This window comes from Crocosphaera watsonii WH 8501 (assembly GCF_000167195.1).
Classification (GTDB): Bacteria; Cyanobacteriota; Cyanobacteriia; order Cyanobacteriales; family Microcystaceae; genus Crocosphaera; species Crocosphaera watsonii.
In genome coordinates, this window is record NZ_AADV02000048.1 from 1 (window position 1) to 22,920 (window position 22,920).

Consider the following 22,920-nt stretch of genomic DNA (forward strand, 5'->3'; position numbering starts at 1 on the left):
CCACCCGTGAGGTACTCTAAATGAGCAAAAAAAAATCTCCCCCCAAACGGCACAAAATGCACGTCAAGAAAGGGGATACCATTCAAGTTATTTCAGGACGAGATAAAGGCAAAGTGGGAGAGATTACCCAAACCCTGCCCAAAACAGGCCAAGTCGTCGTTAAAGGGGTTAATGTCCGCACCAAGCACGTTAAACCTCAACAAGAGGGAGAATCAGGTCAAATTTCCACCTTTGAAGCTCCTATTCATAGTTCTAACGTCATGCTCTACTCCACCAAAGAACAGGTGGCCAGTCGCATCAGCTACACCTTCACCGAAGAAGGCCGTAAAGTGCGGATGCTGAAAAAAACAGGGGAAATAATCGATTAATTGCTAAATTATCGGTTTTTGAACCTCAAAAATCCCTTCTATTCCCAGAAACTAACCATGTTACCCTGACCAAGCCCAGGGAAAAGGAAAAATAATCATGGCCCAAGCAAGACTTAAAATCTTTTATCAAGAAACCATTGTGCCTAAACTGCAACAGCAGTTCAGCTACACCAACATTCATCAAGTCCCCAAGGTAATCAAAATTACCGTTAACCGAGGACTCGGAGAAGCTTCCCAAAACGCCAAAGCCCTAGAATCTTCTATTAGCGAACTAGAAACCATTACCGGACAAAAACCCGTGGTTACTCGCGCTAAAAAAGCGATCGCCGGGTTTAAAATTCGTGAAGGAATGCCAGTAGGTGTTATGGTTACCCTCCGCTCCGAAAAAATGTACGCCTTCTTAGACCGCCTAATTAACCTCGCTTTACCCAGAATTAGAGACTTTCGGGGAATCAGCCCCAAAAGCTTCGATGGACGAGGTAACTACAGTCTGGGGGTAAGGGAGCAGCTAATTTTCCCAGAAATTGATTACGATACCATCGATCAAATTCGGGGTATGGATGTTTCCATCATTACCACAGCCAACAGCGACGAAGAAGGCCGCGCCTTACTCAAGGAAATGGGAATGCCCTTCCGTACCTAGTCAAGTCCTTACCTTACAGGAGAAACCGATCATTTTATAATGGCAACTAACGACACTATTTCCGATATGCTCACCCGTATCCGCAACGCCTGTGCGGTACGCCACCCAACAACTATTGTTCCCACTACCAGAATGACCCGCAGTATCGCCAAAGTTCTCCAAGAAGAAGGCTTTATCGAAGGGTTTGAGGAAGCAGGAGAAGGGGTCAAAAAACATCTCGTCATCTCCCTAAAATATAAATCAAGAGGCCGTCAGCCGATTATTAATACCCTCAAAAGGGTTAGTAAACCAGGATTGCGAGTATACTCCAATCGCAAAGACTTACCCCGTGTCCTGGGAGGCATTGGCATTGCCATCATTTCCACCTCCAAAGGGATCATGACAGACAGAGAAGCCCGTCGTCAAAACGTCGGGGGAGAGGTTCTTTGTTACGTTTGGTAAGCAAATGTTTAATATCCCAAAGAACCTAGTTATAACTCACTGATCACAGATAACCCATAAAAAAAATGTCTCGTATTGGTAAAAAACCTATTCCTTTGCCCAATAAAGTCACCATCGACATCAAGGGGCAACATATCGCAGTCAAAGGACCAAAAGGGTCCCTAGAATTGGACTTACCCTCCAAAGTTAGCGTTAAGCAAGAAGGAGAAAACGTCGTTGTTACAACAGACGATGACTCTCGTACCGCCCGTGAACGTCACGGACTCTCCCGTACCTTAGTGGCCAATATGGTCGAAGGGGTGTCTAAAGGCTTTGAAAAACGCCTCAGTATCCAAGGGGTTGGTTATCGGGCCCAGGCACAGGGGACAAAGTTAACCCTCAACGTTGGCTACAGCAACCCAGTAGAAATGACCATGCCCAAGGGTGTTAATGTCAAGGTTGAAAACAATACTATGGTTACCGTTAGTGGCATCAATAAAGAAGTGGTTGGTAACACGGCCGCTACAATTAGAGCCGTTCGTCCCCCAGAACCCTACAAGGGTAAGGGCATTCGCTATGTGGATGAATTTGTCAGACGTAAAGCAGGTAAAGCAGGTAAAAAATAATGAAACTAACACGCAGAGAGTCTTTAAAACGTCGTCATCGACGCATTCGCAAAAAAGTCAGTGGTACCCCCGACTGTCCCCGTTTAGCGGTTTTTCGTTCCAATCATCACATTTATGCCCAAATTATTGATGATGTGGCTCAACATACCTTAGCGGCGGCTTCTACCCTTGACCCCGACCTCAAAAAGAGTGTTTCCTCCGGGGCAACCTGTGAAGCATCGGCGGCCGTTGGTAAATTAGTAGCCGAACGGGGCAAAGCCAAAGGCATCGAACAAGTAGTCTTCGATCGCGGTGGGAACATTTATCATGGTCGGGTCAAAGCCTTGGCTGAGGCAGCTAGGGAAGCCGGATTACAGTTTTAAATCAAATTATATTTTTTACACTAAACGGTAATTACTATGGCAAAAAATCGCAAAAATAGCCGAGAAAAGGCAAAAGAAAGCAACTGGCAAGAACGAGTTATCCAAATTCGTCGGGTCAGTAAAGTGGTTAAAGGTGGTAAAAAACTCAGTTTCCGCGCCATTGTTGTGGTTGGCAACGAAAAAGGCCAGGTGGGCGTTGGTGTGGGTAAAGCTGGAGACGTGATCGGTGCTGTCCGTAAAGGGGTGGCCGATGGCAAAAAACAGCTAATCGATGTTTCTTTAACTAAGTCTAGTTCCATTACCCATATCGCTAAAGGGGTCTCTGGTGGGGCTAAAGTGATAGTCCGTCCCGCTGCTCCTGGTACTGGTGTAATCGCCGGTGGAGCCGTGAGAACCGTATTAGAACTGGCTGGACTGAAAAATATTCTAGCTAAGCAACTCGGGTCTAATAATCCTCTTAACAACGCTAGAGCCGTGATTAACGCCCTGGAAGGGTTACGGACTTTCTCGGAAGTGGCTCAAGAAAGAGGGGTTCCTCTAGAGCATCTTTACACCTAAATACAGTTTTTGATCTCAAGAAAATAAACATGAGAATACACGAAGTTACCCCCCAAAAAGGATCAACCAAACGCCGTCGCCGTATTGGTCGCGGTATTTCCGGCGGCCAAGGAGCTAGTGGTGGTTTTGGGATGCGGGGCCAAAAATCTCGCTCTGGAACAGGTACTAAAGCAGGGTTTGAAGGGGGACAAATGCCCCTCTATCGTCGGGTTCCTAAGTTAAAACATTTTCCTCTGGTTAACCCTAGTTATTACACCATTATCAATGTCAGTAAACTCAACAGTCTGCCAGCTAACACCGAAGTTACTCTGGAGAGTTTAATGGAAGTTGGGTTGATTACCAGTAACGATGGACCGTTGAAAGTTTTAGGAAACGGAGAGTTAAGCATTGCTTTGACGGTTAAAGCCGCGGGCTTTACAAAATCGGCTAAAGCCAAAATCGAAGCCGCCGGAGGTAGTTGTCAAGACTTATCACAACCGTCTCCGGCTCCTACTGATAGTGAATAATAGACAGGGAATCATTACCTCTCCTTTCTTAGAGAACCTGAGTTCGATATAAGGAAATTTCTAGAAAAATTGTCAACCTGAGTTCGATATAAGGAAAATTGGAGAAAACTGAATCAAATCAGAAGGATCAAACCCTTATTCTCTCCTTCCTTAAAAAATAATAACTCCGAACTCAGATAGAGAGGCTTGATTTCCCTGGGGTTATTACTTATTTTTCCTCAATCCCAGCATCCCTAAAACATAATTATCAACTATCAATTATTAATTATCGATTATTAATTGTTTGATAAAATGTCACAATTAATAAAATATCGTTAATCACTGAGGTTACCATTAATGGTTGTCAGTAGAGAGAAAACACCTACAGCACAAGAAACGTTTTTACAAATGGCTCAAGCCGCCGGCCTACGAGGGCGGTTGTTGATTACCATTGGCTTACTAATTTTAATTCGTTTTGGGATTTTTATTCCTATTCCCGGCATCGATCGCACAGAATTTGCTAGAGCTATCAGCGATAATTCGGTTTTGGGCTTTTTAGATATCTTCACCGGTGGAGGTATTTCTACATTAGGTATTTTTGCCTTGGGGATTTTACCCTTCATTAATGCTTCTATTATCATGCAGTTGTTAACCGCAGCTATTCCAGCTTTGGAAGATTTACAGAAAAACGAAGGGGAAGCAGGAAGACGGAAAATTTCTCAGATTACCCGTTATGTGGCTGCTGGTTGGTCTGTAATTCAAAGTACCGCCATTACCATTGGCCTACTACGTCCCTATGCTTTAGGAGATCCTTTTTGGTTCGTTCCTGAAACAGTTTTGGCCTTAACGGCCGGTTCCATGTTCGTTATGTGGGTATCGGAGTTAATTACAGAACGAGGCATAGGGAATGGAGCATCATTATTGATTTTTGTCAATATTGTGGCTAGTTTACCGAGAACCTTGGGACAAACTATCGATTATGCCCAAACTGGAGGCAGACAAGCGGCGGCACAGGTGGGGATCCTCTTGTTAGTCTTTTTGGTGATGATTGTTGGGGTATTGGTCTTTGTTCAAGAAGGAACCCGACGCATGTGCCTATTATCTCAGCCCGTCGTCAAGTGGGACGGAAGCTTTACCGAGAAAGAACCAGCTATTTACCCTAAGACTTTATTAGGGGGTGTAATGCCCATTATCTTCGCTTCTGCTGTCTTGATTTTACCTCAGTCTCTAGCCGGATTTTTTCGTAATGATGGAGCAGTGAGTGAAGTTTTGGTACAAGTTGCTAACGCTTTGCGCCCCGGAACTTGGGTTTATGTGGGAGTTTATTCCTTATTAATCCTATTTTTTAGCTATTTCTACGCCTCTTTAATCGTTAACCCCGAAGATGTGTCGAAAAACCTCAAAAAAATGGGTTCAAGTATCCCAGGTCTTCGTCCAGGGGAAAAAACCAAACAGTATCTCGAAGGGGTACTAAACCGTCTTACCTTTTTAGGGGCGATCTTTTTGAGTTTTGTGGCTACAGTTCCTACTTTGGTGGAAGGGGCAACCGGTGTCACTACCTTTCGGGGGTTAGGGGCAACATCTCTACTTATTTTAGTGGGTGTAGCTATCGATACCGCTAAACAAATTCAAACCTATGTCATCTCTCAACGCTATGAGGGCATGATTAAACAATAGGTTATCAGGGTTAAGGAGTCTCAAGTTCCTTAACTCTACCTCATGGCAACAATAACAACAACTGAGAACACAAAAAATTATGAGTACAGGGAAGGGATTGATTTTTTTGGGTCCCCCTGGTTCGGGAAAAGGAACCCAAGCCCAAGAATTATCCAAAGAACTTAATATTCCCCACATTTCTACCGGAGAAATGTTACGAGCAGCGATCGCTAAACAAACCTCTTTAGGACAAAAAGCCCAAGTTTATATGGATAAGGGGGAATTAGTTCCTGATGAATTATTATTGGGTTTAATCGAAGAACGGTTAAAAGAGAAAGATGCTGAAAACGGCTGGATTCTAGACGGTTTTCCTCGTAACGTTGCTCAAGCTGAATTTTTAGACAAGTTACTCCATAAATTAGCCAAGTTTTCCGAACAAGCGATTAATTTAGACGTTCCAGACCCAGTGATTATCGATCGCTTGTTATTACGAGGGCAAAAAGAAGGGCGAAAAGACGATAACGAAGAGACCATTCGCCGTCGTTTAGAAGTTTACCGAGAAAAAACCCAACCAGTCCTTGACTATTATCGTCAACAGGACAGACTATCTTCCGTAGATGGTAACCGTGAACTGCAAGAAGTTACCAAAACACTTAAAGCAGTGGTGACTTGAGATGGAAATTAAATTCGGTAAAAAGTCAATAGTAACAAGGAGGTTTGCTAAGATATGTAAGGGAAAGTTGACTGTGATCCCTCTTTTATGATAAAGAAAAGTCTGATTAGAACAGAAATTCACACTTCCCTAAACTAAATATACTATTCGAGGAATCAGATTGTGTCAAAACAAGACCTAATTGAAATGGAAGGAACCGTAACCGAGTCACTTCCTAACGCGATGTTTCGGGTGGATCTTGACAATGGGTTTAATGTATTAGCCCATATTTCCGGCAAGATACGCCGTAACTATATTAAAATTCTGCCAGGCGATCGGGTTAAAGTAGAATTAACCCCCTACGATCTCACCAAAGGAAGAATTACCTATCGGCTAAAAGGGAGTAAAAAGTAACATAGGGGGAACTGTTAAAAAAGTCAGCATCTTGTTAACTAAATAACTAATAATCCCCTAATAGTCAACTCTGAAACCAATATTTAGCTGACATCGACAAGCAAATTTTGCTATAATAATAAGCTTGCAGTCCTGCTGTGGAAAAATCAATGAAAGTTAGACCATCAGTCAAAAAAAATGTCGGAAAAATGTCGCTTTATACGGCAGCGTGGGAGAGTCAGGGGACTGTGTACTAACCCAAAACACAAGAATCGTCAGGGTTAGAATTATCTCTCCCAAATACCATAGAAACAATAGACAAACAAGAACAAGCTAAGAGGGAAAACAAAAGTGGCAAGGATATCTGGTGTTGACCTGCCAAGGGATAAACGAGTCGAAATCGGCTTAACCTATCTGTATGGTATCGGTTTATCACGAGCTCAAGAAATTTTAGCAGAAACAGGTGTCAACCCTGACACCCGTGTGCGAGACCTAAGCGATGAAGATGTGGCCAAGCTACGGGGCTGCATCGAAGAAAACTACCAAATCGAAGGGGATCTCAGACGATGGGAAGCCATGAATATCAAACGATTGGCGGATATCGGTACCTATAGGGGTCGTCGTCATCGTCAAGGACTTCCAGTGAGAGGACAACGGACAAGAACAAACGGCCGCACTCGTCGTGGTAGGAAGGTGACTGTGGCAGGGAAGAAAAAAGCTCCCTCCAAGAAATAATCACCATTCGTTTACTATTGATCAGTTACAGAGACATTTTAGCGAAAAATTATGGCGCGACCAACAAAAAAAGGCGGACCAAAAAGACAAAAGAAAAACGTTCCTAATGGAGTGGCTCATATTCAATCCACTTTCAACAATACCATTATCACCATTTCTGATACCAAAGGAGATGTGGTTTCTTGGTCTTCAGCAGGAGCCAGTGGCTTTAAAGGAGCCAAAAAAGGGACTCCCTTTGCTGCTCAAACCGCAGCCGACTCAGCAGCCCGTCGGGCGATAGATCAGGGAATGCGGCAAATAGAAGTGATGGTAAGCGGACCTGGAGCCGGTCGAGAAACAGCGATCCGCGCATTACAAGGGGCAGGATTAGAAATTACCCTAATTCGTGATGTTACCCCTATTCCCCATAACGGCTGTCGTCCTCCAAAAAGACGAAGAGTTTAGCCAACCTCACCCATCTTCATCAGACTAGGAATAATTGGCGTTAGGACAGACACGCTCTTAAAGTGTCTGGGAGGCATTTGACAATGAAGGGAGGTCACTAGACGTGACGCAATTTCAGATTGAGTGTATAGAATCTAAGACTCAGAAAAATCAGAGTCAATATAGTAAATTTGTCCTGGAACCGTTAGAACGGGGTCAAGGGACAACCGTTGGCAATTCCCTGAGACGGGTGTTATTAGCCAACTTAGAAGGGGCAGCAGTGACAGCCATCCGCATTGGAGGGGTAAATCATGAATTTGCCACCATTCCTGGGGTGAGAGAAGATGTCTTAGAAATCATGTTAAACATGAAAGAGATCGTTCTCAAAAGCTATACAGAGCAGCCCCAGATTGGTCGGTTAGTGGCTACGGGGGCGGCCCATGTCACAGCCGGCCAGTTTGAGTTACCCTCAGAAGTGGAAGTGGTGAACCCAACCCAACCTATTGCTACCTTAACCGAGGGAGCAAAACTAGAGATGGAGTTCCGCATCGAAAAAGGGGTGGGGTATGTACCAGTAGAAAGGTCTAGCGAAGAACCGGCAGCCCTGGACTTCTTACAGATCGATGCTGTGTTTATGCCTGTTACCAAGGTGAATTACAGTGTAGAGAGTATTCGTGGAGAAGAAGGGGAAGCTAAAGACCGTCTTATGCTAGAGATTTGGACTAATGGGAGTTTTAACCCCAAAGAAGCCTTATCCAAAGCAGCGGATATTTTGGTGGACTTATTTAATCCCCTCAAAGACCTCAATCAACTGGAAACCGCCGTTCAAGAATACCCAGACGAAGAAAATCCTCAAAGTCAGATTCCTATCGAAGAATTACAGTTATCCGTAAGGGCTTACAACTGCTTAAAACGGGCGCAAATTAATACGGTGGCTGACTTATTGGATTATAGTCAAGAGGATCTCTTGGAAATTAAAAACTTTGGGCAGAAATCGGCTGAAGAAGTCATTGAAGCCCTACAAAAACGTTTGGGGATTACGTTACCCCAAGAAAAAGCCAAAGCTTAGTGCTTGAGCAACCATAACTGTTCCATTACGTTAGGGAGGAAAAACAACTATGCGTCATCGGTGTCGTGTCCCTCAGTTGGGCAAACCAGCCGACCAACGAAAAGCTTTATTGCGATCGCTGGCAACAGAGTTAATTCGTCATGGTCAAATTAAAACCACTAAAACCCGTGCTAAAGCCGTTCGTTCTGAAGTAGACCGAATAATCACTTTAGCCAAAGATGGGTCATTAGCAGCTAGACGTAAAGCCATAAGTTATCTTTACGATAAAAATTTGGTCCATAAGTTATTTGCTAATGCCCCAGAACGTTACAAAGACCGTAAGGGAGGATACACCCGTGTTGTAAGGACGGTTCGTCGTCGGGGAGACAATGCGGAAATGGCCATCATTGAGTTAATGTAGGCTGCTAAAAGCCGTAAGACGGTTTGTCTATGGAAAGTTTACAACAACACCCCGACCAAAAACGAGTTGCCCTGGTGATCCAGTATCAGGGAAGTCGTTTTCATGGTTGGCAAAGACAACCTAACCAGCGAACCGTTCAAGAAGACATAGAAACAGCTATTGCCCAGGTTCTAGGCTATCACACTCCTATTCATGGAGCAGGCCGAACCGATGCGGGGGTTCACGCTGCGGCTCAAGTTGCCCATTTCGACTATGTTAGCCCCATTCCTCCCCAACGATGGGCAGATATTTTAAACCACAGGCTGCCTGAAGATATCTTAATTCGAGGCTCACAGGGGGTTCCTGCAACTTGGCACGCACGATTTTCGGCTCTCTGGCGACGTTATCGTTATAGCTTTTATACCGATAAATGCCCAAACTTGTTTGTGAAGCCCTTTAGTTGGCACTATTATTATGAGCCTCTAAACGTGGAATTGATGCAAAAAGCCTTAAATCCTTTGTTGGGTAAACACCATCTAGCTGCCTTTCGTCGTGCCGGTTCTCACCGTCATCATTCCTGGGTGGAAGTCCAAGACACTCAATGTTATCGTCAAGGGCCGTTTATTCATTTGGAAATCCAAGCCAACGGGTTTTTATACGGAATGGTACGGTTATTAGTGGGGATGTTGGTAGAAGTGGGCAGTGGTAAGCGATCGCTGCACAATTTTACAGATATTTGGCAAAACCAACGGCGTGAACTGGTTAAATATTCTGCCCCGGCTAAGGGTTTATGTTTATTAAGAGTGGGTTATCCCGATTTTCCCCTATCTTCTCATATTTGGTTTGATACTCAACCCTTGTTTTGTTTTCGGGGGTACAGGGAAAATGTCAGGGCAGTTATGGAGTAGTTTTTCTCTTCTGTCTTTTGAGTTCCACAAAAAACCACTCTAGTTAATCTTTTACTTTATGTATTATCTATGAACAAAACAATTACACCCACACCTAAAATGGTTAAAGAGGAAATCCTCAAACCAGAAATGCTTGACAAGCAATGGTATGTCATAGACGCAACGGATCAGCGTTTAGGAAGACTCGCTTCGGAAGTGGCTAATATTTTACGGGGCAAAAATAAGCCGATCTACACTCCCCACATGGATACAGGGGACTTTGTGATCGTTATTAATGCTGAGAAAGTAGTAGTTACCGGTCGCAAAAGCTCTCAAAAATTATATCGTCGTCACTCCGGAAGACCGGGTGGTATGAAGGTAGAAACCTTTGAGAAGCTACAAAAACGCATTCCTGAGCGCATTATCGAAAAAGCTGTTAAGGGGATGCTACCCAAAAACGCTTTGGGTCGTCAACTGTTTACTAAGTTGAAAGTCTATCCAGGGCCAAACCATCCCCATGAAGCTCAAAAACCCCAAGAATTAACCTTAAACACTATTCCCAACGGAGATAAATAATGGAAGCAACCGAAAATAAAGATAAAGTCGTTTATTGGGGAACAGGCCGCCGTAAATCAGCAGTGGCCAGAGTCCGTCTCGTTCCTGGTAGTGGCGAAATTGTGGTTAACAAAAAACCAGGCAATATCTACTTCAATCGCATCCCTAGCTATCTTCAAAATATCCAAGGCCCCCTAGAAACGTTAGGATTAGAAAGTGATTATGATATTCTTGTCAATGCTCATGGCGGTGGTTTAACCGGTCAAGCTGATGCTATTAAATTAGGTGTAGCTAGAGCCTTATGTGAGTTGGCCCCTGAAAATCGTCCCCCCCTCAAAGCAGAAGGTTATTTAACCCGTGATCCTCGTGCTAAAGAACGGAAAAAATATGGGTTACACAAGGCGCGTAAAGCTCCTCAATACTCTAAACGATAAATTTAATAAGGAGACAAAAATTATGGCAAAAGCTGAGATTCATCCGACTTGGTATCCTGAAGCAAAGGTTATTTGTAACGGAGAAGTAGTTCTGACTGTGGGATCGACTCAACCTGAGATTCATGTTGAAGTTTGGTCTGGTAATCATCCTTTCTACACCGGAACCCAGAAGATTATTGATACAGAGGGACGGGTTGATCGTTTCCAAAAACGTTACGCTATGATTGGCAAAAAAAGCAAGAAAAAAGCAGCCGAAACAGATGCTTCCGAAAAATAGCGAACAGAGTCAAATATATGACCCAGCAGAGTTTCTGCTGGGTTGTTGTTTATTAGTGAACATAGAATAGCTCGTAGTCAAGACTTTAGTCTTGATGATTACTGTCTTTATAGTCCTAAAGGACTAACTACAGGCTTTAGTCTTGATGATGACTATGTTTATCGTCCTAAAGGACTCACTACAGGCTTCCGTTTATTTTTGCTTACCTAGTTAAGCGAATTATTATTAAATTAGAGAAATATTATGGCTGAATCTTATTTATTAGAAAAATTACAATCCGTTGAACAAACTTATCAGGAATTAACCCGTCGTTTGGCTGATCCTGATATCGCTACTAACCCCGATGAGTTACAACGGGTGGCAAAATTGCGCTCTTCTTTGGAGGAAACTGTTAATACTTATCAGACTTGGCAGGAAACACAAGAGGAATTAAAAGGGGCAAAACAAATTCTTAAAGAAGCTGGTAGCGATCCTGAAATGAGGGAAATGGCCTCTATGGAGGTGAGTGAGTTGGAAGAAAATATAGAACAATTAGAAGAACGGCTGAAAATTCTTTTATTACCCCGTGATCCTAACGATGATAAGAATATTATGTTAGAAATTCGCGCCGGAACCGGTGGGGATGAAGCTAGTATTTGGGCTGGAGATTTAGTTAGGATGTATTCTCGTTATGCTGAGTCCCAACGATGGAATGTTAAGCTGGTAAGCGAGTCTCTGGCTGATATGGGTGGCTTTAAGGAGGCTATTCTCGAAATTACTGGGGAACAGGTTTATAGTAAGCTCAAGTTTGAAGCTGGAGTTCATCGGGTGCAACGGGTTCCTGTGACGGAGGCAGGGGGACGGGTTCATACTTCTACTGCTACAGTGGCTATTATGCCGGAAGTGGATGACGTGGAAATTGAAATCGATCCTAAAGATATTGAAATGACTACGGCACGATCCGGGGGTGCTGGTGGACAAAATGTTAACAAGGTGGAAACAGCAGTTGATTTAATGCACAAACCTACGGGTATTAGGATTTTTTGTACTGAGGAGCGATCGCAGTTGCAAAACCGTGAACGAGCTATGCAAATTTTACGGGCTAAGTTATATGAGATGAAGTTACGGGAACAACAAGAAGCTGTGAGTTCGATGCGGCGATCGCAGGTGGGGACGGGATCTCGTTCTGAAAAAATCCGTACTTATAATTACAAGGATAATCGTGTTACTGATCATCGTTTGAGTCAAAATTTCGCTCTAGTGGGAGCGTTAGAAGGGGATATTGATAATATTATTGAGTCTTGTATTTCTCAAGATCAACAGGAACGTTTAGCAGAGTTGGCTAATTCTCCTGAAACCGCTGATTCTATTACTTAATGGGAGTTCGGAGTTCGGAGTTCGGAGTTCGGAGTTCGGAGTTATTGTTTCATCGGTTTTCAACTGTTTATTGAAGGGTAGGAAAAATGACTATTATTCAATGTCTTCATACTGCTATTTTAGTGTCTGATTTAGAGAAAGCTGAGCATTTTTATGGCGATATTTTAGGTTTAGAAAAGGTTGATCGCCCTTTGAAATATCCTGGGGTTTGGTATCAAATAGGTAATTAGGGTTTGCTGAATAAAAGCAAAACCCTATTCTTTAAAAGGTTACACCCATATTCGCGATCGCAAAAAAGATCAGCTTTGTCGGCTACAAACCGCTATAATTGGTAGAAACACCTCCCAGTTGTTGGTCAAGAACAAATGTATCGAAAAGAGGAGCAACCTTTACCGCCCCCAGAAAAATTTGAATTACCTTTCGAGGGCAAATTGTCCCCCAATAATCGTTGGGTAATCATGGCAGAGTTGATACCTTGGGATGATTTTGAGGAAGAATCTGCTAAACTTTTTTCAGCAGAAAAAGGTGCGCCAGCCAAACTATTTAGAATGGCATTAGGGACATTAATTATTAAGGAAAAATTAGGAACAAGTGATAGAGAAACTATAGAACAGATTAGAGAAAATCCCTATCTACAATACTTTATAGGTTTAAATTGTTATCAACAAGAGCCACCACTGGAATCTTCAATGCTAGTTCATTTTAGGAAAAGAATTGATGGAGAATTGATAAACAAAATCAATAAAAAATAGTAAAAAGAGAAATAGACAAGAGTGATAAAGAAGTAAAAAAAAAGGATTGTCTCCAAGAAAAAGGAGAAAAAATAAAAAATAAAGGTAAACTAATTTTAGATGCGACTTGTGCGCCAGCAGACATCAAATACCCAACGGATTTAGGCATATTAAATCAAGCCAGAATTGAGACAGAAAGAATAATAGATAATCGTTATAAACCATTAAGAGTAAAATTGAGAAAAAAGCCGAGAACTTCTAGAATAATTGCTAGAAAGGAATACTTAAAAGTAGCTAAAAAACGAAAAGTATCTTATCAAGAAAGAAGAAAAGCTATCGGGAAACAGTTAAAATACCTTAAGAAAAATTTAGGAAATATAGAAGACTTAATTCAAGCTGGGGCTTCCCTGGAAAATCTGAGTAAAAGACAGAAAAATTGTCTAGAGACTATCAAAAAAGTTTATGAACAACAACAGTCAATGTGGGAGAATAAGACCCAGAGTGTTCCTCAAAGAATTGTAAGTTTAACTCAACCGCATATTCGTCCAATAGTGAGGGGAAAAGCAGGAAAACCAATAGAGTTTGGAGCTAAACTCTCAGTAAGCTGTGTAGATAACTATGTGTTTCTAGACAAAATAAGTTGGGAAAACTTCAATGAATCTTGTCATTTAAAAGAACAAGTAGAAAAGTATAAAGAAACGTTTGGCTATTATCCCGAATCCGTCCATGTAGATAAAATTTATCGAACTAGGGAAAACAGAAATTGGTGTAAGGAAAGAAGGATAAGAATCAGTGGTCCGAAGTTAGGAAGACCTCCGAAAAATGTCAGTGAAGAAGAAAAGAAACAAGCCCACTCCGATGAATGCTTCCGTAATGCTATTGAGGGAAAGTTTGGACAAGCTAAACGAAGATTTAGCCTAAATCTCGTGATGACAAAACTCCCTGAAACCTCCATTACATCTATTGCTATTACATTTTTAGTTGTCAATCTTTCTAAACTTCTGAGGCAGTTTTTGTCGCTTTTTTTGTCCTTATTTACTAATAATAGAACAGGAGAACTCATCAAACCGCCTTTCATTAATTTTGATTATACTTTAAACAATTTTTATGTACTAAAACTTATTGATTTGTCAGAAAATTCTTGGTCAAAAGTGGCATAAATTTTGGAGAAACTTTTTCAGCAAACCCTAATTATAAGAAAAAGTCCCTAATGTAACACTAGCAACTCCTAGACATATCAAAGCGAACCATCCAATTTGACTATTTTTTTCTTTGTTAATTGACTTAGTATTTTTTAATGAGTTCAATGCTTCTTTTGCTGAATAAAAACGCTCATCTACATCAGGATCTAATATCTTTTCTAACCACTGTATAAATTCATCAGATAGTTGAATATAATCACGAATATGATCAAGATTAACTGTTTCTTTATGCGCCAATAAATGATCGGGAGGACGATTGGTTAATAGATAAAGTAATGTTCTCCCTAAACTATATAAGTCAGAAGCAGGAACGGGTTTACCTATTTGTTGTTCCGGGGACATATAACCAATGGTTCCAATGCCAACTGTTCCCCCTATCATGGTATTATAATAAGCATTATGAACCGCACCAAAATCTACTAAAAATATTTTTACATCATCCCCAAGAATCAAGTTATGGGGTTTAATATCTCGGTGAATAATACTAGGTTGAAAATTGTGCAAATAGTCAAGAATGTAAAGAACTTGTTGTGCGATATTCTTAACTTCTCCTTCTGTTAATCTCAGTCCTGATTCTACTTGCTGATTTAGATTTTTTCCTAGCACTAACTCTTGTACAAGGTATAATTTATTATCTTCTTTTAATTGAAAGTAATCAATATATTGAGGAATATTGGGATGATTTAATTGCTTTAAAACTGTAACTTCTCGTTCTAATAATTCTAGATGTTTAGCATCGCTTAGATTCTGTAACGAGATGACTTTGAGAGCGATTTTTTGACCTGTGTTGACATCTTCTGCTGCATAAGTTATTCCCATTGCTCCCTTACCGAGTTGGTTAATAATTTTATAATGTTGTTCAAGGGAGTCTTTTCGGTAGGAAGGTATCATAAAAGTTAGCTAATAATAATAGGCTCTTAATTGTAACAATTTTTGTGACAGTTGATGATACTAATTGGGTTTTAATGGGTTTAATAGGACTAAAATTATCATTTGTTAATATTGAACAGGTACAGGATCAAGACTACGCCATAAATACCACGTTGCTACTGTACGATAAGGCTTCCAACGTTGTGAAAGTTCTTTGATTTCTCCTTTGCTTAAAGCCTTTTCACTGCCATAATGAAGCTGAATAGCATTAATTAAACCCAGATCAGCCAGAGGAAAAATATCCCGACGATGTAAATGAAAAATCAAAAACATTTGTGCTGTCCAGGGACCAATTCCTTTAATAGAAGTTAATTGAGCTATAACTGCTTTATCAGTCATCTCTGACCAAGCTTGAGGGGTTAAGATACCGTCTTTAAATCCTTGTGTAATATTAGTGATGTAGGCAATTTTTTGCCGAGACAAACCACACTTGCGTAACAATTGAGGATCGGTTTCTAGATAATTTTCAGGGGTAATTTCTCCTAATAAAGATTCTACTCTCTGATTAATGGCATTAGCTGCACTAACAGAAATTTGCTGTCCGATAATAGCTTTAACCAAAGTTAAGAAAGCATCATGATAATTAATCATGGTTTCTGATGGATATAACGCAATGATATCGGCTAAAATAGCATCGTTTGACCTTAAATATTCCTTAGCGTCTTGCCAATAAATCGGAGAACTCATAAAAATACCACCCATAAGACTCGAACTTTACAGACTGGGAATCGTCATAATTATAAATTTTGTGCTAACGTTTCCATAAAACATTATATTAACGTTCTTTATAACTTACTCCTGGTGATCATGACCTATGCCTATTACCCCTTTACAGCAAGCAATACGCAAACTTTCCCCCAAGCAGGGAAAATGGTCAATGGTTGGTCAAAGAACCCCAAAACGGGTTAATCGTTGGTTTAAATGGCTATCTCCTGGCCTATTCATCAAACGTTGGTTACTCATTAGTGCCACAGGTTTATTTTTATCGTTGTTAGGCTTAGCCATTTGGGCAAAACTGACTCCCATTTATTTTCTTTTAGATTTAATCTCCCAACTCCTCGAAATCATTACCACCTACGTTCCTAACTATATTTCTGGTCCTGTGGCTGTGTTATTGGGACTATTTCTCCTACTATGGGGACAAAGTCGTACAGTGGGGTCCATAACCGATGCCTTTCCTGATAGCGATCAACAATTGGTCGATCGCCTGTTAAACCATCGTCGTTTACATCGTGGTCCGAAAATTGTGGCCATTGGGGGAGGAACGGGACTATCCACCCTATTACGGGGCTTAAAACAGTATAGTGCTAATATTACCGCCATTGTCACCGTAGCAGACGATGGCGGGTCTTCAGGAAGACTCAGGGAAGAAATTGGGGTTTTACCCCCTGGAGATATTCGTAACTGTATGGCTGCTTTAGCCGATGAAGAAAAGTTGTTAACGGAGTTGTTTCAATACCGCTTTCAAGCTGGAGAAGGACTCACAGGCCATAGTTTAGGTAACTTGTTCTTAACGGCCATGACAGCCATTACCGGACGAGATTTTGAAAAGGCGATCGCAGCTAGTTCCAAAGTTTTAGCTGTTCGTGGTAAAGTCTTACCTGCAACCTTAAGCGATGTCCGTTTATGGGCTAGGTTGGATGATGGTCGTTTTGTGGAAGGAGAATCTCATATTACCGAAGCTGGCGGCAAAATACGTCAAATTGGTTGTTTTCCTGAAAATCCTCCTGGTTTACCCGCTGCTTTACAGGCAATTCATGAAGCTGATTATATTGTAATGGGACCAGGAAGCCTTTACACCAGTATCATTCCTAATCTTCTGGTTCCCGAGATTAGAGAGGCTTTGGCTAAGGTAAAAGTTCCTCGTATTTATGTCTGTAATATCATGACTCAACCGGGGGAAACCGATGGTTATAGCGTATCTGATCATATTAAAGCTATTAATGGTGTTTGCGGTAAACGAATATTTGATGCTGTTTTAGTACAACGAACTTCTCCTTCTCCTGTCGTCATAAAACATTATGCTAAAGAAAAATCTCATCCTGTATTTTTAGACAAAGAAGATGTAACTAATTTAGGATGTCGTATTGTTTTAGCTAATATTATGGATGAAGATGAAATGACGGCGAAAGTCAGTCATAATCCCCAACGATTAGCTCGAGTTTTGTTCCGTTGGTATAGTAAGAATTAACAACAGGCTTAGGTCGTTTATAGCACTTCTCATACTTGTGAGGTACAGAGTTTTCTAGTTTTAGGAGATCGGAGATCGGAGTTCGGAGGCTCGATATTAGGTGTACATATTGAGTCCGAGAAACGCTATATTAGGGAGTATCCCAATTTTACCGTAAGAGTTTTTTAAGATATGCTAAAACCCTTGTTTTATGGTTATTCTGGGTTATGCTTTGAAAAAAATAGGATGCTTCCAGTTATTAAGTATTAGAATTATATTAGTTTTATGTTATAGCCTACAATGTTTATTACCACTGGAGCTTTTAATGATAGGGGACAGAGGGGAGAAAAGATAGTATGGGAGAAAATCAAACAAGCATTTTATCAAAGAAAATGCCTAATTTATTGGCGTTATCCTATTTTTCCTTTGCGGGGAAAAATAAGGAAAGAAGCTGATATTTTAATCGTTGATTCTGAGCTAGGATTAGTAGTTATTGAAGTCAAGTCTTTATTGATTGATCAAATTGTTAGTATTCAGGGACACTGTTGGACTTATCAAAACTTTTATACAGGTGAAGGTAAACCTTATCAACAAGCAGAAAATCAATTATTTTCTTTATTAGAATACTTTAATCAAGAACCCAGTTTATCAAATAAAATTCCAGCCAAAGTATTAATTGCTTTACCTTTTATTACTACAAAACAATGGCAAACAAAAGGATTTCATAAACTTATTAGTAACCCTCCTATTCTCTTTGAAGATCATCTTCTTTCATTAGAAACAACTCGGAAAATTATTCAGCAAGCACCAGGAATTATTGTCGGACAAAAAATAAATAACTATCAATGGAATTTAATTCTTAATACTCTATCGGGAACCCCTATTTTATGTAAAAAAAACCATAAAGTTTTAGGAGGAAATAATAGTAAAGGTAAAATGATACAAAAAATTAGAAATCATATTCATGAATTTGACTTAGAACAGGAAAAAATTGCCAAACAAATTCCAAAAGGCTTTCAACGAATACGAGGAGTATCTGGTTCTGGTAAAACCGTTTTACTCTGTCAAAAAGCAGCAATTATGCACCTAAAGAATCCTGATTGGAAAATTGCTTTTGTTTTCTTCTCTCGTAGTCTTTATGGAGAAATTATACAACAAATCGATCAATGGGTTAGATATTTTAGTCATCAACAACAAACATACAATATAAATAATCAACAATTACAAGTTTTTCATGGTTGGGGTTCTCGAGAACAATTGGGATTTTATCGCTTTTTGTGTCAAGTAACAGGAGTGGTTCCTTTGGGGGTTAATCAAACCACGTTTCAACAACCATCAGAAGCATTGGGGGAAGTCTGTTTTAGCCTCTTAAATCAAACCGCTATACCTCATATTTTTGATGCAATTTTAATAGACGAAGGACAAGATTTCATGGTTAAAAATTGGCATTATCAAGAAAAACAGCCTTTTTATTGGTTAGCTTATCAAGCATTACGTCCCGTTGATGCTGTGGACATTAAACAAAGAAGATTGATTTGGGCTTATGATGAATTACAGAGTTTAGATAATCTAGAAGTTCCCCATCCCAGTGAAATTTTTGGCAAAGAATTAGGTAATATTGTTACGGGAAAATATGAAAATGGAATTAATAAAACAGAGATTATGTCTCGTTGTTATAGGACACCTCATTTGATTATTATTGCTGCCCACGCTATGGGAATGGGATGGTTACGTACCCAAGGAATATTAACAGGAATAAGCGATAAAAAAGATTGGCAAAGTTTAGGTTATGAAGTTGAAGGAGAGTTAAAAGATGGGGACAAGATAACCATTACTAGACCTTTAGAAAATTCACCTAATCCCTTGCATGATAATTGTCAAGATTCATTGATTAAGTTTAATAAATATTTATCAAGACAACAAGAAATTAGTGCTTTATATAAACAGATATATAATGATTTACGTCAGGATGGACTTCGACCAAGTAAAGAGATTTTAGTTTTGATTTTGGGTGATTATTTTGATTCTTTTCGCTTACAACAAACCATTGCTAGTTTTCTGATGAGACAAGGGATTGATATTTATATTCCAGGAAGTAAAAGATGTAATGATTTAAGCCAAGAGGGGTTTAAAAATCAATTTTGGTATGAAGGCGCAGTGACAATCTCTCGTATTCATCGTGCCAAAGGACAAGAAGCAGACATGGTTTATATTGTTGGATTAGATCACATTTCTAAAGCAGAAGATAACCTATTATTCCGTAATCAATTATTCGTTGCGATGACGCGATCGCAGGGATGGTTAACTATGAGTGGAATTGGTAATTATTCCTTATACCAAGAGTTAGAAAATGTTCTCAAACAAAAAGATAAATTTACAATAACTTATCGGAGTCCAGAACAAAGAGAAATAATGGTCACAGAAGCAGCAGAATTATTACAAAGGTATCGCTTAGGAGAAAGAAATTTTCAACAAGCGGAACTCTCTAACATGAATTTACCACACCTCAATTTAGAAAATATTAACCTCATCGGTGCCAATTTATCAGGAACTAATTTACAATATAGTAACCTCAATCGTGCTAAACTAATTGCAGCGAATTTAGAAAACGCAAATTTAACGGGAGTGAGTTTAGTGAAAGCTAAATTGAGCGGTGCCAATTTAACCAATGCAAACCTGACTAATGCAGACCTAACCAATGCAGACCTAAGGGATGTTATTCTCAGTAATACCCAAGGAATTATGAATGATAGCTGATCAATTACAACAATAAATCAAGATATTAGGTAGAATTAAAACAATGATAACTGGTTACTGATAACTGTTTACTAATAACTGAAATAACCTTATGACTTTAAACGGAGATAATCCTTTTCTCAATCTTAATTACGAACCCGCTTTAGAAAATTTAGGGGAAGACTATTATGATCAAGTAGCAGCAGCGCAATTTCCTCAACATATTTTAAGGTTTCGTAACGATGATTTATTAACCCAATTAGGTTTATCATCCAACGATGTAGATGACAGACATTTTATCGAAGCTTTTGGCAAATTTCAAGGAATCAGACCCTTTCTTGCTCTACGATATCATGGTTATCAATTTGGGCAATATAATCCCTCTCTAGGAGACGGTAGAGGGTTCCTCTATGGACAAGTCAGAGGAGTAGATGCAGAATTATACGATTTTGGCACCAAAGGGTCAGGAGTAACCCCTTATTCTCGTGGTGGTGACGGTAGATTAACCTTAAAAGGAGGGGTAAGAGAAGTCCTCGCAGCAGAAACCTTACACAGAATGGGGGTCAAAACTTCCCGTTGTTTAAGTTTAGTAGAAACAGGGGAATCTTTATGGAGAGGAGATGAACCCTCTCCTACTCGTTCTTCTGTTATGATTCGCATGAGTCGTTCTCATATTCGCTTTGGCACATTCGAGCGTTTATACTATATCAAAAGGCCAGATTTAATCAAAAAATTATTGGATTTTGTGATTGATATTTATTATCCAAAAATTGACTTAAAATCTCCTGATTGTTATAGTTTATTTTACCAAGAATTAGTAAAACGTCACGCCCAATTAACAGCGCAATGGATGGCAGCAGGGTTTTGTCATGGGGTATTGAACACAGATAATATGTCCATTACAGGGGAAAGTTTTGATTATGGTCCCTATGCTTTCATTCCCACCTATGATTCTTCTTTTACCGCAGCTTATTTTGATTATTCTAAACGCTATTGCTATGGGAATCAATCATTCATTGTTAGGGTTAACTTGGAGATGTTACACTTACCATTAATGACCCTTATTTCTCCTAAAATTTTAGAAACAGCTTTAAATAAGTTTGATGATTATTATCAAACAGCTTATACTCAAGAAATGTTAAAAAGACTAGGGCTTTTCGGGTTAGTTGAAGATGGAAAAGAGTTAGTTGAGGTAACCGTAGATGCCTTGAAGAAAAGTCAAGTTGGTTATCATCAATTTTTCCTCGATTTGATGACAGAAATTAATCTAGGTTGGTGGCAAAATGAAACAACTATCTTAGAAAATAGTAATTTGGATGACATTTATTGGAAAAATTGGCGAAAAATATATAGTAAAACTTTAAGTAAAATCTCCCCAGAAAAATTAGAGCAAATCAGGAAAACTATCAATCAATTTAATAGTCAAATCCCCTTATTAAGACCACAAATTGAGTTAGTATGGGAAGCGATCGCGAATGAAGATAATTGGCAACCTTTTAATGAATTAGTTAACAAAATTCAAGTCAAATAAAAAGTTGTTCATGGAATTGCTTCTGTTAAACATAGTTATAATGAAGACTATTCAACAAAACAAGGAGAATAATTGTGTTTCTCGACGAGCTACAACCCGTTTTTAAAGAATTGATCCAGCAACCCCTTGCCTTTGCTGGAGGACTACTTTCCGGCGCACTTAAGCTAAAACTATCAGAAGATCCTTTAAAAGCCTGGCTACAAGAACAGGGAATGACCGATTTTACCTATGGTGATAACACTACAGATAACGGTAGCGGTCCACAAACCATATCCATTGATTAAGATGCGGGGAGTTTGGGAAAAAGTAATATTCCTTCCCAAACTCAGGTGTCTCCGGTGTTACTTTCCCGATAGATTCGGGCATATTAGAACTGGATAACCGTATGACGGTGATCTTGACCCCTTTTTCTATCCGATTGGTCAAAGTCCATAACGTGACATCGGTAAGAGTGAATGAGCTACTGTGTAAACCCATCTTGCGCCCAACCCAAAAACCCCAATAATGTGGCAGTTTGTCAATCTTGCGGTTCTCAACTGCGATTAAAGAAACGTTATCAACCTCTAGGTATTCTAGGAAAAGGTGGCTTCGGGGCTACTTTTGGGGCTGCTGATTTATCCCTTCCAGGCAATCCTATCTGCGTTGTCAAACAGCTACGGCCGGCCAGTGATGACCCCCAAGTATATAAAATGGCGAAGGAATTATTTGAAAGAGAAGCAGAAACCTTGGGAAAAGTGGGTAATCATCCCCAAGTGCCTAGATTATTAGATTTTTTTGAACAAAATAAAGAATTTTATCTGGTTCAAGAATACGTCAAGGGCTATAACCTTTATTGGACTTTGGACAAAAAAAGTTTGTTAGCGTATATTTTACGCTAAACTAAAATCCCAAAATATCGTCCCTATTTGTCAGTCAATAAAATTGGCTGACAAATAGGGCTAATCTATAGATTCTGAGGAAAACTAAGGAGCTTTTAAGTTTTCAGTTGATTTTTTGCTCCCTTTCTTGATCTCTGACAACAATCTGGAGTAAAGTAAAGGGGTGATTGTTCATTTTATAGTTTTTAGTTCCTCTCATTAACATCTGTTTCCATCCCGAAATAGTCACTGTTTATTGACGACCCTTTTTTCTTTGTAAAGGGAACATGATGAACTTCATCAGGTTCAGTCCCAGTTTGGTCATTCTTTAGGTCAAATTTATCCCCATACCAACGGGGATGTCCCGAAGATTTGGCTTGATTTGAATCCCGAATAAATGACGATAAAAAACTCGGCCCTTCCTACTCTTGAAAAGGAACTACGTCTTTCGGCTAACTTGTTCCCCAAAAAAATTCTTTGGGCGT

The 22,920-nt window shown here is 39.9% G+C and carries 28 protein-coding genes and 3 pseudogenes; 28 read left to right on the forward strand and 3 right to left on the reverse strand.

All coding sequences use genetic code 11. The features are described 5' to 3' along the window. Positions 1-20: 20 nt before the first annotated feature. The 23 genes and pseudogenes from rplX (at position 21) to CWATDRAFT_RS34070 (ending at position 14,169) form a co-directional block, all read left to right on the forward strand. Positions 21-368: a 50S ribosomal protein L24 gene (rplX, locus tag CWATDRAFT_RS18200; protein WP_007306415.1), complete on the forward strand. Its 348-nt coding sequence runs from the start codon at positions 21-23 to the stop codon at positions 366-368. A 97-nt stretch (positions 369-465) separates the two neighbouring features. Further along, positions 466-1,011: a 50S ribosomal protein L5 gene (rplE, locus tag CWATDRAFT_RS18205; protein ID WP_007306416.1), complete on the forward strand. Its 546-nt coding sequence runs from the start codon at positions 466-468 to the stop codon at positions 1,009-1,011. A 39-nt stretch (positions 1,012-1,050) separates the two neighbouring features. Continuing rightward, on the forward strand, positions 1,051-1,452 hold the full coding sequence (rpsH, locus tag CWATDRAFT_RS18210; RefSeq protein ID WP_007306417.1) for a 30S ribosomal protein S8: 402 nt from the start codon (positions 1,051-1,053) through the stop codon (positions 1,450-1,452). A 65-nt stretch (positions 1,453-1,517) separates the two neighbouring features. After that, positions 1,518-2,057, forward strand: a complete 540-nt coding sequence (rplF, locus tag CWATDRAFT_RS18215) for a 50S ribosomal protein L6 (RefSeq protein WP_007306418.1) — start codon at positions 1,518-1,520, stop codon at positions 2,055-2,057. Then, positions 2,057-2,419, forward strand: a complete 363-nt coding sequence (rplR, locus tag CWATDRAFT_RS18220; RefSeq protein WP_007306419.1) for a 50S ribosomal protein L18 — start codon at positions 2,057-2,059, stop codon at positions 2,417-2,419. Before rplF ends, rplR begins: the two co-directional genes overlap by 1 nt. Positions 2,420-2,455: 36 nt before the next feature. Then, positions 2,456-2,977, forward strand: coding sequence for a 30S ribosomal protein S5 (rpsE, locus tag CWATDRAFT_RS18225; RefSeq protein ID WP_007306420.1), 522 nt, complete (start codon positions 2,456-2,458; stop codon positions 2,975-2,977). A 29-nt stretch (positions 2,978-3,006) separates the two neighbouring features. Continuing rightward, positions 3,007-3,483: a 50S ribosomal protein L15 gene (gene rplO / locus CWATDRAFT_RS18230; RefSeq protein ID WP_007306421.1), complete on the forward strand. Its 477-nt coding sequence runs from the start codon at positions 3,007-3,009 to the stop codon at positions 3,481-3,483. Positions 3,484-3,819: 336 nt separating this feature from the next. After that, the gene (secY, locus tag CWATDRAFT_RS18235) at positions 3,820-5,139 is read left to right on the forward strand and encodes a preprotein translocase subunit SecY (protein ID WP_007306422.1); all 1,320 of its coding nucleotides are present in this window, start codon (positions 3,820-3,822) and stop codon (positions 5,137-5,139) included. A gap of 79 nt (positions 5,140-5,218) precedes the next feature. Further along, positions 5,219-5,791, forward strand: coding sequence for an adenylate kinase (locus CWATDRAFT_RS18240; protein WP_007306423.1), 573 nt, complete (start codon positions 5,219-5,221; stop codon positions 5,789-5,791). 162 nt (positions 5,792-5,953) lie between these two features. After that, positions 5,954-6,184, forward strand: a complete 231-nt coding sequence (gene infA, locus CWATDRAFT_RS18245) for a translation initiation factor IF-1 (RefSeq protein ID WP_007306424.1) — start codon at positions 5,954-5,956, stop codon at positions 6,182-6,184. 177 nt (positions 6,185-6,361) lie between these two features. Continuing rightward, positions 6,362-6,448: a 50S ribosomal protein L36 gene (gene rpmJ / locus CWATDRAFT_RS34065; protein ID WP_071905617.1), complete on the forward strand. Its 87-nt coding sequence runs from the start codon at positions 6,362-6,364 to the stop codon at positions 6,446-6,448. Positions 6,449-6,514: 66 nt separating this feature from the next. Further along, complete coding sequence (rpsM, locus tag CWATDRAFT_RS18250; protein WP_007306425.1) at positions 6,515-6,898, forward strand: 30S ribosomal protein S13; 384 nt, start codon at positions 6,515-6,517, stop codon at positions 6,896-6,898. A 51-nt stretch (positions 6,899-6,949) separates the two neighbouring features. Further along, a complete protein-coding gene (rpsK, locus tag CWATDRAFT_RS18255; RefSeq protein ID WP_007306426.1) occupies positions 6,950-7,342 on the forward strand; it encodes a 30S ribosomal protein S11 in 393 nt (130 codons plus the stop codon). Positions 7,343-7,445: 103 nt separating this feature from the next. Next, positions 7,446-8,390: a DNA-directed RNA polymerase subunit alpha gene (locus CWATDRAFT_RS18260; RefSeq protein ID WP_007306427.1), complete on the forward strand. Its 945-nt coding sequence runs from the start codon at positions 7,446-7,448 to the stop codon at positions 8,388-8,390. A 49-nt stretch (positions 8,391-8,439) separates the two neighbouring features. Next, the gene (gene rplQ, locus CWATDRAFT_RS18265; RefSeq protein WP_007306428.1) at positions 8,440-8,790 is read left to right on the forward strand and encodes a 50S ribosomal protein L17; all 351 of its coding nucleotides are present in this window, start codon (positions 8,440-8,442) and stop codon (positions 8,788-8,790) included. 29 nt (positions 8,791-8,819) lie between these two features. Continuing rightward, positions 8,820-9,677, forward strand: coding sequence for a tRNA pseudouridine(38-40) synthase TruA (gene truA, locus CWATDRAFT_RS18270; protein WP_007306429.1), 858 nt, complete (start codon positions 8,820-8,822; stop codon positions 9,675-9,677). A 69-nt stretch (positions 9,678-9,746) separates the two neighbouring features. Next, a complete protein-coding gene (rplM, locus tag CWATDRAFT_RS18275) occupies positions 9,747-10,232 on the forward strand; it encodes a 50S ribosomal protein L13 (protein ID WP_007306430.1) in 486 nt (161 codons plus the stop codon). Further along, positions 10,232-10,645: a 30S ribosomal protein S9 gene (rpsI, locus tag CWATDRAFT_RS18280; protein WP_007306431.1), complete on the forward strand. Its 414-nt coding sequence runs from the start codon at positions 10,232-10,234 to the stop codon at positions 10,643-10,645. The genes rplM and rpsI overlap by 1 nt, the downstream gene beginning before the upstream one ends. 22 nt (positions 10,646-10,667) lie before the next feature. Next, entirely contained in the window at positions 10,668-10,922 is a 255-nt protein-coding gene (gene rpmE, locus CWATDRAFT_RS18285; RefSeq protein WP_007306432.1) for a 50S ribosomal protein L31, read from the forward strand. Between the two features lie 45 nt (positions 10,923-10,967). Continuing rightward, the gene (locus CWATDRAFT_RS37380) at positions 10,968-11,132 is read left to right on the forward strand and encodes a hypothetical protein (RefSeq protein ID WP_156177896.1); all 165 of its coding nucleotides are present in this window, start codon (positions 10,968-10,970) and stop codon (positions 11,130-11,132) included. 33 nt (positions 11,133-11,165) lie between these two features. Further along, complete coding sequence (gene prfA / locus CWATDRAFT_RS18290; protein ID WP_007306433.1) at positions 11,166-12,278, forward strand: peptide chain release factor 1; 1,113 nt, start codon at positions 11,166-11,168, stop codon at positions 12,276-12,278. Positions 12,279-12,364: 86 nt separating this feature from the next. Beyond that, positions 12,365-12,505, forward strand: a pseudogene (locus CWATDRAFT_RS18295) (VOC family protein); the annotation flags it as partial. A 138-nt stretch (positions 12,506-12,643) separates the two neighbouring features. Continuing rightward, a protein-coding gene (locus CWATDRAFT_RS34070) for an IS5-like element ISCwa2 family transposase (RefSeq protein WP_085961754.1) occupies positions 12,644-14,169 on the forward strand; the annotation gives its coding sequence in 2 pieces (ribosomal slippage) (positions 12,644-13,028 and positions 13,028-14,169; 1,527 coding nt in all). Positions 14,170-14,196: 27 nt separating this feature from the next. On the opposite strand, the gene CWATDRAFT_RS18310 is transcribed toward CWATDRAFT_RS34070, so the two are convergent. Both CWATDRAFT_RS18310 and CWATDRAFT_RS18315 read right to left on the reverse strand, forming a co-directional pair. Beyond that, on the reverse strand, positions 14,197-15,102 hold the full coding sequence (locus tag CWATDRAFT_RS18310; RefSeq protein WP_007306443.1) for a serine/threonine protein kinase: 906 nt from the start codon (positions 15,100-15,102) through the stop codon (positions 14,197-14,199). A 105-nt stretch (positions 15,103-15,207) separates the two neighbouring features. Then, complete coding sequence (locus tag CWATDRAFT_RS18315) at positions 15,208-15,828, reverse strand: DNA-3-methyladenine glycosylase family protein (protein ID WP_007306442.1); 621 nt, start codon at positions 15,826-15,828, stop codon at positions 15,208-15,210. A 127-nt stretch (positions 15,829-15,955) separates the two neighbouring features. On the opposite strand from CWATDRAFT_RS18315, the gene CWATDRAFT_RS18320 reads away from it, so the two are divergent. The 5 genes and pseudogenes from CWATDRAFT_RS18320 to CWATDRAFT_RS18340 form a co-directional block, all read left to right on the forward strand. Beyond that, positions 15,956-17,332, forward strand: a complete 1,377-nt coding sequence (locus tag CWATDRAFT_RS18320; protein ID WP_007306437.1) for a gluconeogenesis factor YvcK family protein — start codon at positions 15,956-15,958, stop codon at positions 17,330-17,332. 279 nt (positions 17,333-17,611) lie between these two features. Continuing rightward, positions 17,612-20,068 carry a pentapeptide repeat-containing protein gene (locus tag CWATDRAFT_RS18325; RefSeq protein ID WP_007306438.1) on the forward strand — a complete coding sequence of 819 codons (2,457 nt, stop codon included), beginning with the start codon at positions 17,612-17,614 and terminating at the stop codon, positions 20,066-20,068. Between the two features lie 91 nt (positions 20,069-20,159). Continuing rightward, complete coding sequence (locus tag CWATDRAFT_RS18330) at positions 20,160-21,578, forward strand: protein adenylyltransferase SelO (RefSeq protein ID WP_007306439.1); 1,419 nt, start codon at positions 20,160-20,162, stop codon at positions 21,576-21,578. Between the two features lie 74 nt (positions 21,579-21,652). Further along, on the forward strand, positions 21,653-21,862 hold the full coding sequence (locus CWATDRAFT_RS18335; RefSeq protein WP_007306440.1) for a hypothetical protein: 210 nt from the start codon (positions 21,653-21,655) through the stop codon (positions 21,860-21,862). Between the two features lie 171 nt (positions 21,863-22,033). Further along, positions 22,034-22,429, forward strand: a pseudogene (locus tag CWATDRAFT_RS18340) (4-Cys prefix domain-containing protein); the annotation flags it as partial. A 148-nt stretch (positions 22,430-22,577) separates the two neighbouring features. Here the strand turns inward: CWATDRAFT_RS18340 and CWATDRAFT_RS40045 are convergent. Continuing rightward, a pseudogene (locus CWATDRAFT_RS40045) lies at positions 22,578-22,859 on the reverse strand (NF041680 family putative transposase); the annotation flags it as partial. Positions 22,860-22,920 lie beyond the last annotated feature (61 nt).